General features: G+C 58.2%; 20 protein-coding genes and 2 pseudogenes. 13 read left to right on the top strand and 9 right to left on the bottom strand.

Going from position 1 to position 22,038, the window contains the following annotated elements:
• Nucleotides 1-8 precede the first annotated feature (8 nt).
• Nucleotides 9-2,576 (top strand): NADH-quinone oxidoreductase subunit NuoG, encoded by a 2,568-nt coding sequence (gene nuoG / locus LAC81_RS36945; RefSeq protein ID WP_223730536.1) that lies wholly within the window; start codon nt 9-11, stop codon nt 2,574-2,576.
• Between the two features lie 49 nt (nt 2,577-2,625).
• On the opposite strand, the gene LAC81_RS36950 is transcribed toward nuoG, so the two are convergent.
• The 3 genes from LAC81_RS36950 to nuoH all read right to left on the bottom strand — a co-directional run bounded on the left by LAC81_RS36950 (nt 2,626) and on the right by nuoH (nt 4,784).
• A complete protein-coding gene (locus LAC81_RS36950; protein ID WP_113540270.1) occupies nt 2,626-3,066 on the bottom strand; it encodes a CBS domain-containing protein in 441 nt (146 codons plus the stop codon).
• Between the two features lie 45 nt (nt 3,067-3,111).
• Nucleotides 3,112-3,678 carry an NADH-quinone oxidoreductase subunit I gene (locus tag LAC81_RS36955; protein ID WP_223730537.1) on the bottom strand — a complete coding sequence of 189 codons (567 nt, stop codon included), beginning with the start codon at nt 3,676-3,678 and terminating at the stop codon, nt 3,112-3,114.
• Between the two features lie 110 nt (nt 3,679-3,788).
• Entirely contained in the window at nt 3,789-4,784 is a 996-nt protein-coding gene (gene nuoH, locus LAC81_RS36960; RefSeq protein WP_223730538.1) for an NADH-quinone oxidoreductase subunit NuoH, read from the bottom strand.
• Between the two features lie 464 nt (nt 4,785-5,248).
• Here nuoH and LAC81_RS36965 point away from each other — a divergent pair, with 464 nt between their 5' ends.
• A complete protein-coding gene (locus tag LAC81_RS36965) occupies nt 5,249-7,009 on the top strand; it encodes an adenylate/guanylate cyclase domain-containing protein (RefSeq protein ID WP_223730539.1) in 1,761 nt (586 codons plus the stop codon).
• Between the two features lie 391 nt (nt 7,010-7,400).
• Here LAC81_RS36965 and LAC81_RS36970 read toward each other — a convergent pair whose 3' ends face one another.
• On the bottom strand, nt 7,401-7,781 hold the full coding sequence (locus LAC81_RS36970; protein WP_223730540.1) for a hypothetical protein: 381 nt from the start codon (nt 7,779-7,781) through the stop codon (nt 7,401-7,403).
• 753 nt (nt 7,782-8,534) lie between these two features.
• Between LAC81_RS36970 and LAC81_RS36975 the strand changes: the two genes are divergently transcribed.
• The 8 genes from LAC81_RS36975 (at nt 8,535) to LAC81_RS37010 (ending at nt 16,862) form a co-directional block, all read left to right on the top strand.
• Nucleotides 8,535-8,945: a hypothetical protein gene (locus LAC81_RS36975; protein WP_223730541.1), complete on the top strand. Its 411-nt coding sequence runs from the start codon at nt 8,535-8,537 to the stop codon at nt 8,943-8,945.
• A gap of 1,025 nt (nt 8,946-9,970) precedes the next feature.
• A complete protein-coding gene (locus LAC81_RS36980; RefSeq protein WP_223730542.1) occupies nt 9,971-10,366 on the top strand; it encodes a DUF1236 domain-containing protein in 396 nt (131 codons plus the stop codon).
• Between the two features lie 132 nt (nt 10,367-10,498).
• Entirely contained in the window at nt 10,499-10,771 is a 273-nt protein-coding gene (locus tag LAC81_RS36985) for a hypothetical protein (protein WP_223730543.1), read from the top strand.
• Nucleotides 10,772-10,895: 124 nt separating this feature from the next.
• Nucleotides 10,896-11,507, top strand: a complete 612-nt coding sequence (locus tag LAC81_RS36990; protein ID WP_223730544.1) for a BA14K family protein — start codon at nt 10,896-10,898, stop codon at nt 11,505-11,507.
• Between the two features lie 196 nt (nt 11,508-11,703).
• Nucleotides 11,704-12,906 carry an acyltransferase family protein gene (locus LAC81_RS36995; RefSeq protein WP_223730545.1) on the top strand — a complete coding sequence of 401 codons (1,203 nt, stop codon included), beginning with the start codon at nt 11,704-11,706 and terminating at the stop codon, nt 12,904-12,906.
• 15 nt (nt 12,907-12,921) lie between these two features.
• Complete coding sequence (locus LAC81_RS37000) at nt 12,922-14,031, top strand: glycosyltransferase family 2 protein (protein ID WP_223730546.1); 1,110 nt, start codon at nt 12,922-12,924, stop codon at nt 14,029-14,031.
• A complete protein-coding gene (locus tag LAC81_RS37005) occupies nt 14,028-15,056 on the top strand; it encodes a glycosyltransferase family 2 protein (protein WP_223730547.1) in 1,029 nt (342 codons plus the stop codon). The genes LAC81_RS37000 and LAC81_RS37005 overlap by 4 nt, the downstream gene beginning before the upstream one ends.
• A gap of 9 nt (nt 15,057-15,065) precedes the next feature.
• A complete protein-coding gene (locus tag LAC81_RS37010) occupies nt 15,066-16,862 on the top strand; it encodes an ABC transporter ATP-binding protein (RefSeq protein ID WP_223730548.1) in 1,797 nt (598 codons plus the stop codon).
• Nucleotides 16,863-16,911: 49 nt separating this feature from the next.
• Here LAC81_RS37010 and LAC81_RS37015 read toward each other — a convergent pair whose 3' ends face one another.
• Together LAC81_RS37015 and LAC81_RS37020 are read right to left on the bottom strand one after the other, a co-directional pair.
• Nucleotides 16,912-17,133 carry a hypothetical protein gene (locus LAC81_RS37015; protein ID WP_223730549.1) on the bottom strand — a complete coding sequence of 74 codons (222 nt, stop codon included), beginning with the start codon at nt 17,131-17,133 and terminating at the stop codon, nt 16,912-16,914.
• Nucleotides 17,134-17,670: 537 nt separating this feature from the next.
• Nucleotides 17,671-18,081 carry a low affinity iron permease family protein gene (locus tag LAC81_RS37020; RefSeq protein WP_223730550.1) on the bottom strand — a complete coding sequence of 137 codons (411 nt, stop codon included), beginning with the start codon at nt 18,079-18,081 and terminating at the stop codon, nt 17,671-17,673.
• A gap of 860 nt (nt 18,082-18,941) precedes the next feature.
• On the opposite strand from LAC81_RS37020, the pseudogene LAC81_RS37025 reads away from it, so the two are divergent.
• From LAC81_RS37025 to LAC81_RS38685, 3 genes and pseudogenes are all read left to right on the top strand, one after another.
• Nucleotides 18,942-19,148: pseudogene (locus LAC81_RS37025) on the top strand (cytochrome c3 family protein); the annotation flags it as partial.
• Nucleotides 19,143-19,544, top strand: a complete 402-nt coding sequence (locus LAC81_RS37030; RefSeq protein ID WP_223731081.1) for a hypothetical protein — start codon at nt 19,143-19,145, stop codon at nt 19,542-19,544. The pseudogene LAC81_RS37025 and the gene LAC81_RS37030, both read left to right, overlap by 6 nt.
• A gap of 86 nt (nt 19,545-19,630) precedes the next feature.
• Nucleotides 19,631-19,810 (top strand): annotated as a pseudogene (locus tag LAC81_RS38685) (cytochrome C oxidase subunit IV family protein); the annotation flags it as partial.
• Between the two features lie 27 nt (nt 19,811-19,837).
• Here LAC81_RS38685 and LAC81_RS37035 read toward each other — a convergent pair.
• Genes LAC81_RS37035 through LAC81_RS37045 form a run of 3 tightly spaced genes read right to left on the bottom strand, consistent with a single transcriptional unit; the run spans nt 19,838 to nt 21,910 of the window.
• Nucleotides 19,838-20,122 carry a hypothetical protein gene (locus tag LAC81_RS37035; protein WP_223730551.1) on the bottom strand — a complete coding sequence of 95 codons (285 nt, stop codon included), beginning with the start codon at nt 20,120-20,122 and terminating at the stop codon, nt 19,838-19,840.
• 31 nt (nt 20,123-20,153) lie between these two features.
• Nucleotides 20,154-21,479, bottom strand: a complete 1,326-nt coding sequence (locus tag LAC81_RS37040) for a PQQ-dependent sugar dehydrogenase (protein ID WP_223730552.1) — start codon at nt 21,477-21,479, stop codon at nt 20,154-20,156.
• Nucleotides 21,476-21,910, bottom strand: a complete 435-nt coding sequence (locus LAC81_RS37045; RefSeq protein ID WP_223730553.1) for a DUF2231 domain-containing protein — start codon at nt 21,908-21,910, stop codon at nt 21,476-21,478. Before LAC81_RS37045 ends, LAC81_RS37040 begins: the two co-directional genes overlap by 4 nt.
• Nucleotides 21,911-22,038: the final 128 nt, after the last annotated feature.

Consider the following 22,038-nt stretch of genomic DNA (forward strand, 5'->3'; position numbering starts at 1 on the left):
TGTAGGTCATGGCTAGCGTTACGATCAATGGACAAACAATTGATGTCGAGCCCGGTTCGACCGTGCTGCAGGTTGCCCGGCGATTGGGCATCGATGTTCCAACCTTTTGCTACCTGAAGCGCCTGCCGCCTCTTGCCTCTTGCCGCATGTGTCTCGTGGAGATCGAGGGGCTGCGCCGATTGCAGCCATCCTGCGCCACCGTCGTCACAGACGGCATGGTCGTGCGTACGGACACATCGTTGATCGACGAAACGCGCTCTTCCATGCTCGACATGCTGCTTGCCAATCATCCTCTCGATTGCCCGATCTGCGACAAGGGCGGCGAGTGCGAGCTTCAGGATATGGTGATGGCCTATGGTCCTGATAAAAGCCGGTTCCGCGATCCCAAACGCGTGTTCCATTCTCGCGACATTCGCTTGAGCCCCGTCATCATCATGAACGTCAACCGCTGTATTCAGTGTCAGCGCTGCGTGCGAATGTGCGAAGAGGTGGTCGGTGCTGTCGCGCTCGGAACAATCGAAAAAGGCATGGATACGGCCGTGACCGGATTTGAGGGGAGCCTTGCCAGTTGCGACCAGTGCGGCAACTGCGTCGAGGTCTGCCCGGTCGGTGCACTGATGAGCTTTCCCTATCGATACAAGGCACGCCCCTGGGACCTTGCCGAAACAGACACGGTTTGCCCGCATTGCGGTACGGGTTGCCAGCTGACTGTCGGGGCGCGCAAGGGCGAGTTTATGCGGGTCCGCTCCAAGGAGGAACATGGCGTCAACCGCGAAACGCTCTGCGCGCGCGGCCGCTTCGGCCTCGACTTCATCGAAGGACAAGATCGGATCAGACGGCCAATGATCCGCCATGAGGGCGTCCTCGTGTCGGTCTCCTGGGACGAGGCAGGAAGCTATCTGCGCCAGCGGCTGGCTCAGGTCGAAGGCAAGGCGATTGGTGGAATTGTCTCGCCACGCCTGCCCAACGAAGTGCTCTATCAGTTCCAGAAGCTGTTGCGGACCGTCTTCCTCACCAACAACATTGACTGCTCGTCGCGCTGGTCCACGCCCTTCGATGCGCTTGCCCCCATCTTGGCACGCTATACCCGCAGCCCTCTTAATGAGGTGCTTGGCAAAGAATGTGTGCTCGTTGTCGGCGGAAATCCGACGGAGGAAAACCCGGTCACCGAATATCTGCTGCGGGATGCCGCGAGACGACGCAAGACCGTGCTTCTCATGCTGACGACCCGACCGTCCCGTCTCGACGACGATGCGCAAGCGGTGGTCCGCGTGTCGCCCGGCGCAGAAGCGATGAAACTTCAGGCAGTTGTTGCCGGCCTAGCGGCGGCGGCGGGGGAGAGCCTTGATAGTGAAACACACGCGGCGCTGGGACCGACAATCGCCAGCGCGGCGGCCGACAAAGACGTCGATCGTCTGGTTGCCGCGCTTAACGATCGAAAGACCGTTTCGATCCTTGTCAGCGTCGACCTCCTGCGGTTGCCCGAAGCGGACGCGACATTCCAGCAACTCGCCAACCTCCTGCAACTGCTCGGGCTCCTTGGCAAGGATCCGGCATTGCAGGTGCTTTTTGATCGCGCCAACCAAATGGGGAGCTGGGATATGGGCGTTCTTTCCGGCGCTTTGCCCGGGATGCGAGCCATCAGCGACGGTGCTGTGCGCAACGCCTTTGGTCGAGACTGGAGTACTGAAATCCCACATGAGCCCGGCGCTGACCTCGACGAGATGTTGGATCTTTGCGTCTCAGGAAAGATGGGCGCGCTCTATCTGGTCGGAAGCGACCCCTTGATCGCTTATCCGGACCGGGAGTTCGCAGCCCAAGCCCTTGGCACTTGCGATCTTCTGATTGTGCAGGACAGTTTCCTGACAGAGACGGCCGCATTGGCTGAAGTCGTTTTGCCCGCGGCCGGCTATGGCGAGGAGCCGGGCACCTTCACCAACAATGAGGGGCGCGTCCAGAAGGTCCGCAAGTTCCGAGAGCCCGTCTTCGAAGCACGAGATAATCTGGCGATCTTCGATTTTATCGCGGCACTGCGCGGCCGCAAATTGCAGCATTCGACACAGAGCGAGATTTTCCATGAGATCGCGCGAATGGTTCCGGCCTATCAAGGGCTGACCGAAGACGATATTGGCGCCGACGGCGCCTTCACCACAACGAGCGCGATATCGCCTGGCAGCGCATTTTCCGCGTTGCCGCCTTCTTGCACAACTGCCGACGGCCTCATGCTCGTCACAGGCAACAGCCTGTTCCACAACGGCTACCTTTCGAAGCGCTCGGAGATCCTGAATACGGTCGCCAACGACCCTTATGTCGCGATGAATGTTGACGATGCTCAAGAACTCGGGCTGTCGGACGGGGACCAGGTGCGTGTTTGCTCGTCCCGAGGCGCACTGGTCGCGACGCTGAAGGTCGAGAGGCAGTTTCCAAGGCGCCTTGTATTTGTCCCTGAAAACTATAGATCGCTACGCCTCAACAGCCTGATGCGACGCGGTGAGTACCCGTGTCCGGTTGAGGTCAAACGTGTCGCGGCGGCGGAGCATACCGAGGCCACGAACCGGGTCTGGCGTGGAGTGTGATCGGTGATCAACCGCTCCGCGTATCGATGGCCGAAAGGCTCGAAACCCTTCAATGATAGCCGGCCCCGGCTATGTAGTCGTGCAGGTGCAGTTCCGTGCGTTGTGCTTCCTCAAGCCGGTGCTTGACCACGTCGCCGATGCTGACGACGCCGACAAGCGCCTCCTCCTCGATGACGAGCACATGACGTGTGCGCCGCTGGGTCATGATGCCCATGACGACCGGCAACCCATCGAGGGCCGAGCAGACTGCGACATTGCGGTTCATGATTTCAGCGACCGGCATCAACGCTGCCTCGGGGCCGTACTCTGCAAGCGCATTGCAACAATCCCGCTCCGATAGCGTGCCCAGATATCGTCCAGGCGCGTGGCTGACGACCACGAAGCCGATATTGTTGTCCCGAAACAGCCTGAGGACTTCCACCATCGACTGGTCTGGAGCAACAGCAATGACGCCGGCACCTTTATCCTTTACGATTTCGCCGACAAACATCTGAGCCTCCTTTCTACGCGCGGCGGCCTGTCAGATGGCGCGCGTTCACGTCCGCCGGATATTCCGCCACCAGTTGTACCCATGCGGTTCCTTCGTCTCGACCAGCACGTTCTCCTTGGTGTTTAGACGCGCGGCAACAACGCTGCCACCGGTCGATGCCTTTCCCGGTTTACGGAGAAGTTCGTCGCGCGCGATCACCAGATCGCGCGAGGAAAAACTCGAGAACTCGTACTGCTGACCGAGCGCGATCGCATCTGCCGGGCAGGCGTCTTCGCACAAGCCGCAAAACAGGCATCGGGCCGTGTCGATCTCGAATTTAGCGGGGTGACGGTTGCCCTTCTCGTCCTCATAGGGGACGACCTCGATGCAATCGCAGGGGCAAATCCGCGCGCAGAGTTCGCAGGCGACGCATTTGATTTCGCCTTCGTCGTCGCGTTTGAGGAAGTGGTGCCCGCGATAGCGCGAGTAGGGCAGCCATTTCTCCTTGTCCGGATACTGCATGGTCACGGGCTTGGAGAACATGTAGCCAAAGGTCAACCTGAGGGCGCGCGCCAGATCGGAAAACAACGCCCAGCCGATCCATGTTGCAGCTTTGTTCAGAACGCGTGCCATCGCCGCGCCGTCCTACGAGGCTCCGGTGCGCTTTAAGGCGCCTGAGCCGCCGTAGCCCTTTGGTTTGCTGCGCGTGCCCCAGCACTTCTAAGGACCACGCAGTGGAGCCGCTACAGCCCCTGAGAAAAAGCTATGCCAGTGACAAGTATGTTCGCCAAGGACAGAGGAAGCAAGACTTTCCATCCGATCGCCATCAACTGATCATAGCGATAGCGAGGCAATGTGAAGCGAAGCCACATGAACAGGTAGACGAAAAACGCCACCTTGAGCAGGAACCACACAAGTGGCGGCAGCGGCAGCAATATTCCGTTCCAACCGCCGAAAAAAAGGATAACCGAAAGCACCGACACCAGGAGCATGATGACATACTCGCTGACCATGAAGAACGCGAAGCGTATGCCGCTGTATTCGGTATGAAATCCGGCGCCGAGATCGCCTTCCGCTTCAGCCAGATCGAAGGGAATGCGTTGCGCTTCAGCCAGGCCGGCAACAAAGAACACGAAGAAGCCGATCGGCTGATAAACGATATTCCAGACATCGCTTTGCGCGCGCACGATATCTACGAGGCTCATCGATTGCGCCAGCATGACGACGCCGATGACCGCAAACCCCATGGGAATTTCATAGCTGATCATCTGTGCGCAGGTTCTAAGACTGCCGAGCACCGCGTATTTGCTGTTGGCGGCCCAGCCGCCGAAGATGACACCATAGACCTCGAGACCGATTACCGCGAAAACAAAGAGCAGCGCCACGTTCAAGTTGGAAACGTAAAGCGTAATCTCGGCGTTCAGTATCGAGACTTTCTCACCGAACGGGATCGCGACAAAGACGACAAAGGGTGGTGCAAGTGCGAGGATCGGCGCCAACTTAAACAGGAAGCGGTCGGCGTCTGAGGGAATGTGGTCCTCTTTCGTCAGGAGTTTGATGCCGTCGGCAACAGGCTGCAACAGTCCGTGCCAACCCACGCGCATGGGCCCCATCCGCTGCTGCATGTGACCGGCGATCTTACGTTCCAGCCAGGTTAGCGGCAGCGGCAATAAAAGCAGGGCCGCAATGAGGAATGCGACCTTGAAGATGATCAGACCAAGGGCGACGGCAAGTTCCATTCCCCGCGCCTACGTTTCGAACGGGCTGCGTGACCGGACTTTCAGCCCACATTTGTCCCATTCAATTTACAACGACCTCAAATTGTTAACAATGCCCTCGAAGCTTCGCGGCACTCTGACGTCGCGGTTTCCGTCGGAGCCGAGGATGATCCCTTCTTCAAGGGGTGCCAGCAGCATATGCGTGCTTGCGTGCAATCGAGATTTTCGAAAGTACGCTCCAGCGACCGCAACATTGGTGTGAGCAGACCGCAAAGGATGTCGGGCGAGGCTTTGACGAGCTCTCACCTTGCGGCACAGCCGACTTGGCCGGGCTTGCCACCGGATCGACCCTGTCGCGAATGACATGACACGCAGCAGCCTGACTTGGCTCCGGGGCCACTGGTTGCGGCCAGGCGCGGCTGTGCTATCGTTGTCACCAACCAGCTCTGCAAGGGAGCCCAGTTGACCAACTGGGGCACTATCGAGTGGTGGAGAAGTCCGTTCAGCGCCGTCTGGCTGCCATCCTCGCAGCCGATGTGGTCGGTTACAGTCGCCTCATGGGCGTGGACGAGGACGGCACTTTGACGGTTGTGCGGAACCTTCGCGCCGAAGTAATCGAAACGAGCATCGCCGAGCACCAAGGTCGGCTGTTTAAGTCTATGGGGGATGGCTTTCTCGCGGAATTCCCGAGCGTCGTGAAGGCCGTGGCCTGTGCAGTTGCACTACAAAAGGATATTGCAGCACGCAACGCAGAGCTGCCAGAGGGCGGAGCCATCCAACTCCGCATTGGCGTCAACTTGGGGGATGTGATTGCTGAGGATGGCGATGTTTTCGGTGAAGGCGTGAACGTCGCTGCGCGGATCGAGAGACTTGCCCCGGCGGGCGGCATCGCAGTTACCGGCATGGTTCATGAGAACATCGGAAGTCGCCTTGATCTCTCGTTTGAAGATATGGGCGAGCAGCAACTCAAAAATATCGCCCACCCGGTCCGAGTCTATAGTCTGGCAGCTCCTTCAGGCACATCGGTGCGACCAACAGCGGTAGAACGAATTAAACCGTCCATAGCAGTACTGCCATTCACCAACATGAGTGGTGATCCCGGGCAACAGTACATTTCCGATGGGATCACCGAGGATATCATCACCGAACTCGCCCGTTTTCGCGGCCTGTCCGTAGTGGCCCGTCACGCGTCGTTTCATTTTGCCAACAAAGGAAAAAGTCATATCGAAGTAGCGCGGGAACTGGGCGTTGCCTACGTCGTTGAGGGTAGCCTACGCAAATTGGGGGACCGAATACGCATCACAGCCCAATTGGTCGATGCCGTAACCGGCACTCACGTCTGGGCCGATCGCTACGATCGCGATGCGCAGGATATCTTCGCTGTCCAGGATCTTGTCGTGGCCGCAATCGTAACAATGCTGGAGGGCCGTATGTCCGCTGCAGAAGCAGCAAAAGCCCATGCGAAACCAACGACGAGCTGGTCGGCTTATGACTGTCTGCTACAAGGCCGCAATCTATGTGACCATCAGCGTGATGCCGAAGCCATACCCTTACTTGAGCGCGCGATTGCCGTCGATCCGCATTTTGCACTTGCTCATGCCTGGCTGGCGATAGCTCTTACAATGAGCAATGTCATTGTGCTCGATGACGATCAGATGGCCAAGGCTGAGAGCGCTTCGAGACAAGGGCTGGAACTCGATGCCAACGACGCCACGTCTCATTGGGCAAGAGGGCTCTACTACCTTTGGACAGGCGACCATGACCGTTCACGCTTCCATCTTGACAGGGCGCTGACACTCAATTCGGCCGATATCCAGATTAAGGGCGACTACGCGAACTGGCAGCGCGCCAGTGGCAGACCGGCGGATGCTTTGGCCACAATCGATGCCGCCATAGGCTTGGGTCCCTTCGTGCCCGATTGGTTTGCAGCGGTGCGCGGCCTGACGCTCTTTGACCTTACTCGATATGCTGAGGCAGTCGAAGCGCTCGAGAGTGTGCTCGAGAATGTTCCTGTAAAACGCTCCATTGGCTTCTTGTACCTAGCCGCCGCGCGCGCGCAATTAGGTGACTTAGCCGGTGCAAGTGAGGTGATCGCCAAGGTGAAGTTGGTGAAGCCGGATTTATCGCTTCGGAATGTGATGAAGATATTGCATTACGCACGCCCTGAAGCGCAGCAACACTTGATTGATGCCCTGCGGAAGGCGGGGCTGCCGGAGCATTGTCTGCATCCCTGGCGAGCAAGTTGAGTTAACTGCTGCTTATGGCCCATTGCTCTTTTAGCTGCGCTGCAAACGTTGGTCGCTTTCGGTGGATAGCGGTCCGCCCGGCTGGTTTATGGGTTCAATGCCTAGATGTCCTACGGGATCCAACGCAGACAGGAAAGAAAAGCTGATATCGATCAGCAAAGGAAGAACGTTTCCCAGAGGCGGCAAATCGAAGTTGCCTGGTCAGAAGATCTGGCTGGTTGTCCGTGCTTGGCGTTGGCACCTGTATGGATCAAGTCTACGCACCCAAGCTCCGGGAGCGTCGCCTCGTGCTGCCCCAGCCGCCCTTGTTATTCCATAGAGCATTCGGGGACTTCATCGACGTTGTTCGTTTTTTAACCGTGGGTCATGTCCACTTGATGAGCCATGGATATCAAATGTGAGTGGCGAGGGTGCAAGGGAGCGCCCGCCAATTGGAATGACGCGCATTGAGCAAAGTCGAATTTCCATCGACCACGAGCCAAAGTTCGTTGATTAGGGGGCGAACCGTGAGAGGCTTCCGTTTCTCCTGACGACCATTCGCTGCTGTCAGCATATGGCGGTTCGCATTGACGATGCCTCGGTCGCGGGCACGCGCATTGACCAACCGCCGAAGCTCTATGAGTAGGTACGGCCCGCCAAGGTCGAAGTAGAGCGAAGGATCGTCCGGAAGCTTTGCAAGCGACGCGGCGATTTCCCGTTTCAACACAAACTCCCCAATAGCGCCGCCAGGCTGGAGAGTGAAATATCTTGGCGAGATTTCTTCAACTGTCATGCAGTGCCTCTCGAAGTGTTTTTTCGCTTTGGCTTTAAACGGCGAGCGCCTTGTCTGCGTTCCACGGTTTGACGGCCTCACAGGCGCATGCCCTCACTGAGGGGCCGTTTCGCCGTGGGTCTGTGTGCCGCTCTTGGCCACAGTCGCCGGATCTCTAAGTCGCAACGCACTGCCGGGCCATGCCGCCGCTGTTTTCCGATGACTGAGCAGGCTGGCTGGTGATGGAACTCAACCTCGCACCTAAATGTTTTGCTTGCGCGTCCGTCAATCTGAATTGCAGGGACGATACGTCAGTGCGGTCTGGATCAACGCTGAATTCGATCCTCAGCAACACGTCGCCACACTCGTCTTCACTGACGACTTCAGCCTTGCAACCGATGACCGCTGACGATCGGATATTGCCTAGTCCGTCTGTACTCCAATCATTTCTGTGCAAGCTCACTCCCCCCAAACTGCACAGGCTCCCATGATCATCGATGCGAACCCGCGTGACCGGCTTACGTCCAGACATTGGCGCCGGCGAAATGGTGCATACCAATTCAGTTGTAATGGTTATTCATTTGTGACGCATTAAAATTTGCTAATGGAAAAAAATAAGCGCTTCGTTCTTCGCACTGTGCACTTGAGTGGTGTAGCCGAGGTGAACCGTCCTCGAGACGCTGGCGTCTGGCACAAATGCGAGTGGAAAACCAAACCGTCTGTTAAATCTCTAACGGCTAATATGTCTCAAAATGGGATAGGGAAGACATATTGATGAGAACCGCGTCGCCTGCAATGCAACGGCACTTCCTGAACAAGGAAGAGTCCTTCATGTACGATCGGGAAGCGAGCTTTCCGATGGAGGATACGCGCAACGAGGCGCGGATCGAGTACACGGAAAAGGGCATGACACAGCTGAGCTCCCGTCGCTGCGAGATCCTCAAACTCTCCAAGAGCGGCGCCGTCCTTGGGATCATGACCCACTATCAATTGCCGCAGAACTTCTACCTGGATATTCCAAGTGCCCGTATTCAGATGGTCGGCTGCCTTTTGAAGCGCGTGCACACCAACAATGTCGTCGAAGCCCGGTTTCTCCGACCGCTGAGCGACCGCGACCTCAACCGCATCTTCGTCTACAGCACGCATCCAAATCATCGGAGCCGCACGCTCGACATTTACCGCTAGAAGAAGGCGATGGCCCTGACCTCCCATCGTGGTGGAGGGACAGGGCCGATGGGAGCGACGAGCGGTAAAAGAGCAGCTGCATCCTCAGTTACCCTGCGTTTGATCGAACCTCGATGCCGAGTTAGTGATTGCAAACTCACAGCCATGTCTCTCTTTATTGCCGAATAGATCAGAGCTGCCAACGAGATCGAGAAGCTGTCGGCTCATGGGGTAAGCCGCCAGGTCTGTCGACACAATCCGCGAAATGCGCGAGCAGATCGGGGTCGTGGGTGGCCAGCGCGCACGAGACGTCACGACGCTCTTCCAGCCGCTTCCTCGCGCGCGAAAGAACTCTCACCGGAAGACGCTGGAGATACTCTCCTCGATGCCGCTTCATCATCGGGGTACTATGAATGATGCAAGACGGTCAGGAATGAGAACCAATGGCCGACATTGCGTACAGCTTTCCGACGAAACTGAGCGGCACAGCACCAACAATCTCACCCAATTGGCTTGCTTGTTCCATGTTGCTGCGCGCGTATACTTTGCAGAGCTGTCCGCCGCAGTGTAGCCGCTGCGGATTTCGCTCGGGCGGCTTTACACGGCGCAGCTGAGCCTTCGCCCGTAGGGCAGAGGCTCTTTTTTTGCGCTTTGCGATAGTTGATTGCGGACGTTTCCGCCTTGAGAGGAACCTCAGTGCTAACGAACGCTAACCCCCGCAATGCGCAAGGGCCATTGTCGCAGCCTCCCCAACGCGCGGTGAGTACGGTTGAGCCAATGCACGCGCCCATTAGGAACTTATGGCACTTAAAAGCTAAAGGACGGTCGGCTCCCAACCCGATCAAAATCAAAGTTCAACGTCAGCCGTCTGCACAAATCGCATCACCGATGCATTGAATGAGACAAATTTGGAGATGTGCGGCACCCAAATAACAGGACCTTGGTCTGAGGTTGCGTCCGACCAAGGCCCGTAACGGGAACCAATAATCAACCTTTGAATTTAACTTTGGCGGCCATGGAGGTCGCGGCAATCAAAGGAGGACAAAATGGTTCACAAGATCTTCATCGGTGTCGCTACCACTGCAACCATGCTCGCGGGCGTCGCCCTTGCTCAGTCGTCAACGGTCAACGGTGCGGCGGGTGGTGCCGTTACGGGCGCAATAGTCGGCGGTCCCGTCGGCGCGGCGGTTGGCGGTGTCGCTGGCGCCATCATCGGTACGGCCATTGACCCGCCGCCTGAACAAGTCGTGACCTACGTTCGCCAGGCACCCGCTCCCGCGCCGATCGTAATCAAGGAGAAGATCGTGGTCGGCCAGGCTTTGCCGAGCACGGTCGTGGTTACTCCGGTACCTGAGAATCCGAAGTACGCCTACGCAATTGTCAATGATGAACGCGTAATCGTCGAGCCGTCGTCTCGCAAGGTTATACAGGTCATCAACTGAACGAAGACACGCAGTCCGCGCTTGGCCCGCGTCTTGAGTGGTCTGGCGCGGTGCTGCGTCACGGGACAATCCTGGATTTCTTTGAGAATTCAAACAGCGTTACGATCTTAGATATCACGGAGGAATTGCCAGATGGCTGATCGTGGACCAACAGTTATCAATACAGGCAGCAGTGGCAATGGCGGGTGGGCAGTCGCCATCATTATTGCTCTCGTTGTCATCGGTGGCTTATTGCTCTTTACCGGCGTTATCGACATCGGCGCAAGCAGTGGTGGTGGCACCGATGTCAATGTCAACGTTCCGGCAGTCGAGTCCCAGTCGACAGACAAACCGGCAACGTCGGCCGAAAAGCCGGCAGCCCCAGCCGACAAACCGGCAACAGCGCCTGCAACGCCGGCCCAATAATGGGCTTCGCCCAAGGTCCGGCGGCTCGCACCGCCGGATCGTGAAACTGCCTGACTTACGCCGCGCAAACGTGGGTTCGTGGCCGTCAGCAAATCCTCAGACATCCGATACCAGGAACGAGACCATGAAAGCAATTGCATCGCTGGCATTCGGCATTGCTTTGTCCGTTAGCGCCTGTATCGGGACCGCCTCGGTGGCATCCCTGGTATTGGCTGAGCCTGGTAAACGTCCCTTGCTCGAGGCGTCGGCTCCTGACCTGTGGACCGCGACGCCGGTTCGGATTGATCCGAGTGAGCAGCATTACGAACGTCTGCCGGCTGTCTATTCCACCTATGTCACAAACCCGATCCCAGCAAAATTGGTGACACGGAGATCTCGCACGGTTTGGAAATCGACCGCTACTCCAGACGAGCTTTCGACAGCGCAGGCCGATGCGTGCTCAAATCGGTATCAATCATACGACCCGGTCACAAACACCTATCGGTCCTACGGTGGGCACAGGCGGACCTGCGGGGCGTCTCACGCAAACCAGCATAAAAACCAGAAAGGCCGGAGTGCTCAGATCAATCCCCGTTTCGTGGGCTATGGAGCGGACAATCTGCGCATTGCTCAGTGTGCCGCGCGATACCAGTCGTACCGCGCCTTTGACAACACCTATCAGCCGTACGACGGTCCTCGCCGTCCTTGCTTGCCACCCTCCGGTGATGTGCGACTTGAAGCTTTGGAGACGCACTAATCGAGCGGTCAAAGTTTAGCCCCTATTCGACCCTAGTTTTTTAGGGGCCGCCTTCAACGTATGGTGCGACCGACCAGACCTTTCACGCTTCCTTTGAAGCAAACGGCAACCTCGCGGCAAAAAAATCGTAGCTGACCAGAGAGTTGGCTCCACAAGGAAGAGGCCCGTAAAGGGCGCAGCTCCGAGGGGATGTTCAATGCTGAATATGCGCGACCGTCAATTGGACGGATTGCGAGCCGCTGCCGTTTCAATGGTTCTGTACGCGCATTTTTTTGCCGCGGGCGGTTCGCAAATCGGGCACATCGGTGTTCGGCTGTTCTTCGTTCTCAGCGGCTTTCTGATCACACGATTGCTGCTTGATGCCCGCTCCGCCACGCAATTCGAACCGGAAACGGTTCTCAAATCCTTTTACGTGCGTCGCGCCCTGCGCATCTTTCCACCCTATTTCGGCATGTTGGCAGTCCTGTGGTCGATCAACCTGGAAGGCGCCAGGGAGGGCTGGTTCTGGCATGCGCTTTATCTCTCGAACTTCTGGTATGCGCTGAAAGACGCCTGGACACCTTGGATCCTATGCCACACCTGGAGCCTGAGCATTGAAGAGCAATTCTACATTGCCTGGCCGCTGCTTGTTTTAATGACACCGCGCCAACTGCTTGGGCGGCTTTGCGTCAGCGTGATCGCCAGTTCGTTGGCCTACCGCTTCTATTGGCCGCTGACGGGTGAGCCCTCTCTTGCGCGCGACCTGCTGCCTCCCGCCTCGATGGACGCCCTGGCGGCCGGAGCCCTTCTCGCAGTTTACCGTTCGACGACCATGTCTTGGCCGCGATGGATGACGGTCAGCTGGGTGCCGCTTTCCATCTTCTCTTTGGCGCTCCTTTGGGCCCGATCGGCGTCAACGGGCCCCGTGCCCGATTGGCTCGTCTGGATCGGTCTTGAAGCCGTTCCGCTGGTTCCGATTGCTATGTTGGTGGGGGCAGCGTCCACTGGCTTTGGCGGCCGGGTCGGCAGGTTGCTCGAACTTCAGCCGGTGACGGCGCTCGGGCGCGTCAGCTACGGCGCTTATCTGTATCATCCCGTCGTGCTTGCACTGGTCGTCAGTGCGCAAGCCTGGATACCGTTCAACGTTGCCGAGCAGGGGCTCGCACGCTTGCTCATCGCCGGCTCCGTCACATTGATCGTGGCTGCTTTTTCCTGGCACGCATTCGAAAAGCCGCTCAATGCCCTGAAGCGGTATTTCCCCTACGTACGTCCGAACAGCGGCGTTGGAGTCGTCGCGATGACCACGACCCAAGCGACCGATTGGCTCGCCGGGCAAAAGGGCGAGAGGCAGCATGCGGTTCACCTATCGGGTGAGAGGACCTCTGCCCGAAAGACGCTTCAAGCGTCAGATCTGCAATAATATTCGAGGTTGTCCATGACCGTTCCGTTGGTTTCCGTCCTCCTGCCTGTCTATAACGCCGAGCCCTATCTCGCAGCGGCGATTGAAAGCATTCTGCGGCAGGACCACCAGCGGCTGGAGATCATTGCCATCAACGACGGCTCGCGCGATCGCTCGCTCGAAATCATGCAACGCTACCAGCAAATGGACGGTCGCATCACCATCGTCTCGCGCGAAAATCGCGGGCTGATTGCAACCTTGAATGAGGGACTGGCGCTGGCGAAGGGCGATCTCATCGCCCGAATGGATGCCGACGACATTTCCTATCCCTCACGGCTCTCACGTCAGGTGTCCTTGTTCGTTCAGCAGCCGCAGTTGGCGCTCTGCGGCACGGGCATCGACACGCTGCTTGGCGACCGCATCATTCGTGGCACGCCCGATCCGATCTACCAGCCGGCAAGCCTCAGGGCGTTGTCGAAGTTTTTTACGATCTTCATTCACTCGACCGTTGTCTACAACAGGCACGTCATCCCGCAAGACATGCTGCGCTATGACGCCCAGTATGTGCATGCGGAGGATTTCGATCTCTTCCGGCGCGTCACCGACCGATTTCCTGCTAAGATGATTGATGAGGCGCTGATCGCTTACCGCATCCATGGCAACAGCGTGACGAACATGCACAAGCGCCAGATGCGCCGCACGCATCTGGCGATCGTCGCCGAAAACCTCGAGCGCGAACGTCTTTGTGACAACCCGGGTGCGCTTAACCACATAGGTCTTGCGGTTACCTCAGAAACGATCCGGCAAGCGGCCACGTGCATTCACTCCGTCGAAGACAGGATCTCGGCGCTTCCGCCGCAAACCCGCAAAGGCTACGAAGCGGGCGCGTTGAACCTCTTCTATTTTCTCTATCAGTTCGTCAGCGACGAACGTCGGCCGGAACTCACTCATGAATTTTTGACGCAAACGGGAAAATGGGGGCTCATCCGTCGTCGGGAACGATATGGCCTTATCACGGGGGCGCGTGCCCCGTGGTGCAGCCGCCTGTCACTGGCGGCCACCAGCCGGCTGGACGCTTGGTCGCGATACCGGCGTTCCGTGCCAGCGGCAAGCGTGCTTCCACTTGTTGGGGAGACGCTGGCATGACCATCGAGGGCCTGAAGCCGACAGCGGTGGAACGGGGTAACATTGCAGAGGCATCGGTGGCCTTGGCGAAAACGTCAAGTGCGGCGCCTTTCGCAAGCTTTATCGTCTGCACGCGCAACCGCGCCGAAGCGCTCGAGACCTGCGTCCGGTCGATCGAGGCGGCCTGCGGTGTCGATGCTTTCGTCCGGTGGGAATTGATCGTCGTTGACAACGGATCAACCGATGACACGCCGGAGCGAATTGCTCGGATTATCGCTGCGTCGCGGCTGACTGTCATGCACCTCGTGGAGAGACGTCCGGGGCTTGCTGCCGCGCGCAACCTTGCCATTTCACGTGCTCGCGGCGGCATCTTAATCTTCATCGACGACGATTGCGAAATCGATGCACACTATCTGCGCGATCTGGAATGTCATTACGAAGGCGGCGAAGATGCGCTTATCCGCGGCGGCCGCGTCGAACTGGGAGACGTCAGCGACTTGCCCTTCACGATAAAGCGGTCGAGCGCACGCGAACGGTTCACCTCCTCTGTGCATCCGGGCGGGTTCGTTTTGGGTTGCAACATGACGATGCATCGCGAGGTGGCGCTGCGCGTCGGGGCCTTCGACGAACGTTTCGGTGCCGGCGCCCCACTGCGTTCGGCCGAAGACACGGATTATCTGGTGCGTGCCTATCGGCTTGGCATCCCGATCGAATATGTACCCGATATGGTCGTCTTCCATCACCACGGCCGCCGGGCACGGGAAACCATCGAGACGCTTCATCGCAATTACAGCTTCGGCAATGGTGCGCTCTGCGTGAAACACATCCGCACCGCACCGTGGCTGCTGCGGCATTTCTATTGGACGGTCCGGTCCGCGTTTGCCGAGATCTTCGGGGGGCCCAGATTCGACCCCGTCTTGCATCTGTCTCACTGGCCGATCGTGCTGATGAACCTGGTTGGCGCTCTCAAGTTCGTAGGCCTCTTCGTCGCCGCGCGCAGACTGGGCCAAGTCGAGCAGCGTGCTAAAGAGCAACTCCAGCGCTAAGGACTCGCCATGAAGTTTCGTATCCTCCTGCCGAGCCTTCAGTTGTTGCGCGATGCACTGGGCGGCCAGTTGCGCCTGCTTCCGATCGTCATGGTTCTTGGCCTTTGCAGTGCGGCACTGGAGGGCGTCGGCATCGGCCTTATCATTCCGATGCTCGGGATCATCGCTGGCCACCAGGACCCGGCGGCGCTGAGCGGCATCTCTGCTCTCTTCCAGCAGGTCGGATCTGGCATGGACGATCGTCAACGGCTGGTCGTCATCGCGGCTGCTGCCTTTGCCTTGATTTTCCTCAAGAACGTTTTGGCTTATGCCAATACGGTGCTTGCGGCTTTCATTTACGGCAAAGCGGGCCATTCAATCCGCGGTGCCCTTGCATCGCAGATCCTGCATGTCGGCTATCCCTTCCTGATGAAGGAGAGCCCGGGACGGTTGCTCAATATCATTTCAAACGAGTCCTGGCGCGCCTGCGATGCCGTTCAGACGGTACTTGCGGCATTGGTGAATGGCTCGGCCACCATCATTCTGCTTGCGTTTCTTCTGCTCCTGTCCTGGCAGATGACGTTGTTCGTGGCGCTCGGCCTCTTCCTGATCCAGTTTCTCCACTACGTCCTCTCCGCAACGCTCACGGGTCCGAGCCGCAATGTTACCGTCTTCAACGGCGAACTGGCGGCTCGCATGCTCCATCTGGTTCACGCTGGCCGCTTGATACGGATATTTGGCAAGGAGGTGCGAGAAAGGGTCGTTTTTGATGGGGCGTCCGATGCCGTGCGGCGGGCCGCCTTCGTGCTGCAGGCGCGCCAAGGCCTGCTGCCGCCACTAACCGAAACGCTTCACTCCGTGCTCTTCCTGGCCGTCGTCGTCGGCGCCTGGTCCGTCGGCGTCACCTTTCCCGTCATTGTAGCATTCGTGGTCCTGCTCTACCGCTTGCAGCCGCATATGCGTGCACTGCAGATGTCGTGGAGCCAAATCCAGGGGTGGAGCGGTTCGCTGGAGGAGGTGCGCTGGCTACTCGATCCGTGCGGCAAGCCAAAGTCGCCGGCAGGACAGGAACCTTTCCGCGGATTAGGACGGCAACTGCTATTTGATGACGTCACTTTTCGCTATCCGAATTCTGATACCCGGGACGTCGTTCTGCAGTCGGCGACGTTCGAAATCCGCGGCGGCTGTTCGACCGCACTTGTCGGCCGGTCCGGGGCCGGCAAGACGACAATCGTCAATCTCCTATGCCGTTTCGTGGAGCCGAATGAAGGGAGCATTCTCGTCGATGGTGTTCCCCTAAACCAAATCGATCCGGTGCAATGGCGAAGCCGGATCGCGCTTGCGAGCCAGGATTTGGAACTGGTCGATGGAACAATCCTTGAAAACATCACCTACGGCCGGCAAGCCACACAAGCCGAAGTGGAGCATGCGGCCAGGATGGCTGAAGCGCACGGTTTCATTGAGGGTCTCCCGAAGGGCTACCAAACCGTTGTCGGCTATCGAGGCGCAAGCCTGTCGGCGGGGCAGCGGCAGCGGGTGGCACTCGCCAGGGCCCTAGTGCGCGATCCGGATATCCTGATCCTGGACGAAGCGACGAACGCTATCGACGGGCTATCGGAAGCGGCCATTGTCGAGACGCTGAAGTCGAGAGCGGGCCGCCGCACGACGATCGTCATAAGCCACCATCGCAGCACCATATCGTTCTGCGACGAGGTCGTCATCCTCGGTGGCGGCCAGGTCAAAAGCCAGGCACCTTTTGCCGAGGTTGCTAGCTTGACCATGGACCAGCTTTATGAGCACGAAACGAGGAAAGAACGGCGGGCTTGAAGGGGCTTGCCAATTCGGGAAGCAAACCTTGCTTAAAGATCTACCCTTATCAGGCGTCGCCAATTTTGATGTCGTCGCGGATCAGCCTTGCCAGCTCACATTCATCCGTGACACCGAACTCGTACCACTCAATCAAACTTTTCGCTGTGCGCCCACCTTCACTGCTGTCAGCGAGATGCCCTTTTTCGTCGCACCAATCCCTCAAGATTCGCCGAAGTACCACAATTGTGTCTGCTGTCACTGCCGCTTTCGGCCAATCTGTCTTCCACATCCCCGCCTCCCGGAAAGCAACTGAACCTAACGGGTAGAACCTAGCGTGCGCAATGTGATTCTGAATAATCTCCCAATGTTCAGACTTCCCGCGCGAGCGAAGGCAACTGCGATCGTGGGTGCGGACCGCCCAAAGGGTATGGCTGACCATTCGGGTGTCCCTCGATGCTCATCAGGTATGAAAGGGCTCCTCCTGACCTCTGGCCACCGACAAGGTGCTGGCATTTAAGGAGCGTCGCCGCGACGCACGTCAGTCGCGCCTGGCCAGTTCGTTGCTGGTGACAAAACGCGCTTGAGAGGTCTCAGCGCGCTTTCCGATCTACGCAGGGTGCGCCCGTCAAGCCACCCTTGAACGGCCAGAAAACATTAAAACCGACCAAGTCGAGACGGTGTCCCCTGCGATGAAAATCGATCTTGCTGCTGTTTGAATTTCACGGGGCTAGTTGGCGATATCGCGCTTGAACTGACAGGGTACTGTGAGGTTCGTCAGCGACGAAAAGCGAAGAAATTTCTCGACTTACAGAATACTGCGGGCTGCTTACGTCGTCCGCTGCTTTCTGGCGCTTCTTTCCTGATGCGCACTCTTAAGCATAGCATTCGAACGTTGTGCCGCCTTTTCGCAGCGAGCATGAAGCTCCTCCAGTTCCTTGTCTGTCAATTTCTCGATCCCAACGAATTCATTCTCGGCGTCCGTAAACAGAATGATTTCGTCCAGTTTGGCCTGAAGTGCCGCACCATCCCGGTTTTGCGTATTCTGAATTAGAAATACCATAAGGAACGTGACAATCGTCGTTCCCGTATTGATCACCAATTGCCACGTCTCCGAGAAGCCGAACAGGGGACCTGACAGCGCCCAGACGACGACTGCCACGACACAGAGCAGGAAGGCGAGAGGGCTTCCTGTCGCATGGGCGGTCGCGGTGGCAAACTTTGCAAAAATACGGTCCATGGTGTGAGCCCTCGGTTCTGCGTTCCTTCTACATTCCTGTTCTCAACCGGTAGGTTGCCTTCGCCGTGTCGCAAGAAAACGGAGAATTATCTTTCTTGTTCCATGGGTTCAACGGCGGTAGCGGCGCGGCTCGCAAGTTGCTGGCCTTTGAAACCGCCACGACACTGACCAGCACGCGCGTTTGTCTACCTGCAGCTGGGTTCCGATACGGGCGGGCTTTCACACGATTGCGGACCTACCGGTAAGGTCGAGTAACGCGCTGGCGACGGCCGCGCCGTCATGTTGGCCCGATTCCACGCATCCTGCTACTCGCCAGTGATCACGTTATGGTCCCGTGAGGCCATTGCGTGTGAGAGATACGGAAACGAACCGATCGTCTTCTCAAATTGATAGAAAACGCGGTTGCCCAGGACATGCGTCACGAGTGGGCGGGTCGTCCGTCCTTGACAGTCCCGTTTTCTCGCGAATGCTCCTGGAGCTTCCGCCGCTATCCCAAGCCGGGACGACGCGGGTCAAATGAGCCTTTCCGCAAAGCGCGATGTTGATCGAGCGGCAGGCACTCCCACCAGAAAAATGGACGATACGTTTCAAGCAATGCTCCGGCAGAGGTTCGGGGTTTTGCGAGCCAGGTGTCATCTCGAGCCCTTGTCTACTCCAAGGGACGGCATCGTGTCGATGCATCGAAAAGGCGCGGTCGAATGATTGCGGTCGGGTCTGAACCAAGGTCGCCCGAGATTGTTTTAGGCTTGGATAGGCTTTGAGAGGCAGCGTGGCGCAGCACAGCATCGGCCGCACCCGACTGCGCGCGGCAGCATTGCTCGCGGTCATTTTTGTTGTAATGCCATCGGCGGGTTTTTGGCGGCTATGCCGATAGCAGCTATGACACGCTCGTCGGCTGGGTCGAGCATCAGCCAGTTCCCTTCAGCCATTGGCATCATGTCGGCGAACTCGGCATCGATTACCGCTATTGCCACGCCACCGTCGAAACCAACGCTCATGCGGGGGTGCCCTCGACCTTCACCTGCATGAGCTGCCATTCACAGATCTGCACCGGGGTGCCCATGCTTGCCGGTGCGAGCTTCCTTAACAGCGAGATGATGCTGTTTTCAGGCCCCTTCCTTATTACGCTCGATCCGAGAATCCAACATGCCACGGAGTTTGCCGGGGCCTCGAGGCAGATGCGTTACTTCATCGGCGCGACGAATACCGCGCTGCTTTCGACCTCAAGCTTCCTGGCCGCCGTGGCGGTAGAGGCCGCTCGCAACGGCCGTACTCGTCCCGGTATTAGTTGCTCTCCTCGGTACTGGCTTTTTCACTCTGAAGGCGGCGGAGTGCCGGATGGAGTATGCCGAAGCGATCCTGCCGCTGCCGGGCCGAGGTCTTTTCGACTTCGACACAGCATGTTTTCGGGCTCGGTGCGCCTGCTGCGCGGCAAACTGCCTCTGCCGAGAGAAGCATCGTGATCACGAATGCCGGGCTCTCCTGTCATTGCATCGACGCGTGATCTGGATCTTCCTTTACCCCGTATTCTATCAAACGAGGTGAAACCATGCGCGTCGCATCGGCGGTCGCAATCTGGATCATGCTCCTGAGCCTGCTCGGGCTGACACCTGCGGCGATCGCCTTGACGATCGCGACTGTAAAATCCGGCCTTGTCTTTTGGCGCTACATGCACCTGCGCGAGGTATCAGCGCTGCTGCGCATCGCAGCGCTCGGGGCGGCTTTCTGGAGTATTGTTTGCGTTCGTCGCTGCGGCCTATCTCAGGCGCGGGCTTTCTTGAGGAGGGTCCAACAGCCCCCATCGATCATCCCATTTCACGTCCTCGAGCAACTCGACATAGATCGGCGCGCCCTCGGCGTGACTTCGGGCAAGCATCAAAGCGCTCTCGGGATCCATCTCCTCGCCGGGAAAGATCGTATCGTTCTCGCCCTGGCGCGTAGCCCTGCGAACATAACCTTTGACCATGTTGCCTGACCGATAGAGCCTGACGACAATTGCATCGGATGGCGGCGCTTGGGAAAGGGTGTGGTATGACTGCATTTTGCGCTCCTGTCGTTTGAGGGGCGGGCGCTCATGATCCGCTCGTCACGCGCCAGACCGTATTGCCGACATCATCGGCGATCAGCAGCGCACCCTTGGTATCGACACCAATGCCGACAGGACGACCGCGGGCATGCTCGTCCTTGTTGAGAAAACCGGTCACCACATCCTCGGCCTTTCCGCTTGGATGCCCGGCCTCAAATGGCACGAAGACGACCTTGTAGCCGCTAAATTTCTGGCGGTTCCAGCTGCCATGTTCTCCAACGAAGGCGCCGCCACGATACTTTTCCGGCAGGGCCTCGGCCGTATAGAACGCCAACCCCAATGGGGCGACGTGGGAGCCAAGCGCATAGTCGGGAGGCAACGCCTTTCCCACAAGATCGGGTCGCTGGGGCATCACACGTGGATCTACATGTTGGCCGTAATAGCTATAGGGCCACCCATAAAAGCCGCCTTCTTTAACAGAAGTCATGTAGTCCGGTACGAGGTTCGGGCCAAGCTCGTCGCGCTCATTCACGACCGTCCACAGCTGTTTTGTTGTCGGTTCGAATGTGAGGCCGTTGGGATTGCGAAGGCCACTGGCAAAGATGCGCCAAGCCCCGCTCGCTCGATCGACCTCCAAAATAGCGGCGCGATTTTCCTCGGCCTGAATGCCATTCTCCGTGATGTTGCTGTTGGAGCCGACACCGACATAAAGCTTGGTGCCATCAGGGCTGGCAACAAGGCTCTTGGTCCAGTGGTGGTTGATAGGGCCGCCTGGAAGCGCGGTCAGCATTACCGGCGTGGCGGTTATCTCGGTCTGCCCGGTCTGGTAGGGGAAGCGCATGATCGCATTGGTATTTGCGACATAAAGGTCATTTTCGACGAGCGCGACCCCGAAGGGGGAATCGAGATGATCGATGAAGACGCTTTTGACCTCCGGCACACCATCGCCATCGGCATCGCGAAGTAGCGTGATCCGGTTGCTCGGCGCATCGCCGCTGCCGCCGGCTGCCAGCGATTCAATCCAGCCCATGACAAGATCCTTAGGCCGGCGGATGGGTTCCGTGCCTGGAGACTTGGATTCAACCACGAGTACGTCCCCGTTCGGCAGCGAATAGACTGCGCGCGGATGCTGGAGGCCGGTCGCAAATGCTGCGATCTTGAGGCCCGGCGCAACGGCAGGTGTTTCTTCCTTTTTCCAGCCGACGATCGAGGCAAGATGCATTGGCGGGAAGAGATATTGCTGTGGTTCGGGCAGTTTCGGGTTGGCGCCAACCTGGGTCTGAGGATCGAAATTCTCCTCGCTGCAGGCCGAAATAAGGACGAGGAGCCCAAGGATGGGGAGGAAGAAGGTGGTGTTTTGCGACGGTGTCATGGCTCGATCTCCCGGTCCGTACGGCGGAGCTCGACGATCCGCCAGAGACCCGTCAGTAGCACAACAAGAACGGTCACTGCCGAAAGTGTCAGGCCCCAGGGCACGACGGAGGTCCAGGCATCGCGGCTGTGGATCATCATGTTGAAAATAAGGAGCACCAGGACGACGATGCCGGCTGCGACATTGAGCGGACGAGGTCCGCTCCTTCGTGAGCGGAAGATCAGATGATCGATGAGGGCAACGACGCCCGCAAGGATCGCCGCGACGACGGCGGCCGAGACCAGCCACGTTGAAAAATCCGCCCAGATGAACTCTGCGCTTTTCCAATAGGCGATATCCGTCAACAATCCGCCGATCATGCAGCCGATCGCAAAGGCCGCGATTAGTTCGTGAGGGGCATAGCGGGGGTGGGCATTTCCGGACGTGGCCATACCATCCTCCTTTACGTGGCAGTTCGGATTATCGAACCACGAGACGCGTTTGATGTTCCCGCCGGGCTTCAGTCCGGACAAAAACCACGGGCCGACAATCCTTGCTCTCGAGGAAGAGAGGTTTTGTC

The sequence above is a fragment of the Ensifer adhaerens genome (genome assembly GCF_020035535.1).
Classification (GTDB): Bacteria; Pseudomonadota; Alphaproteobacteria; order Rhizobiales; family Rhizobiaceae; genus Ensifer.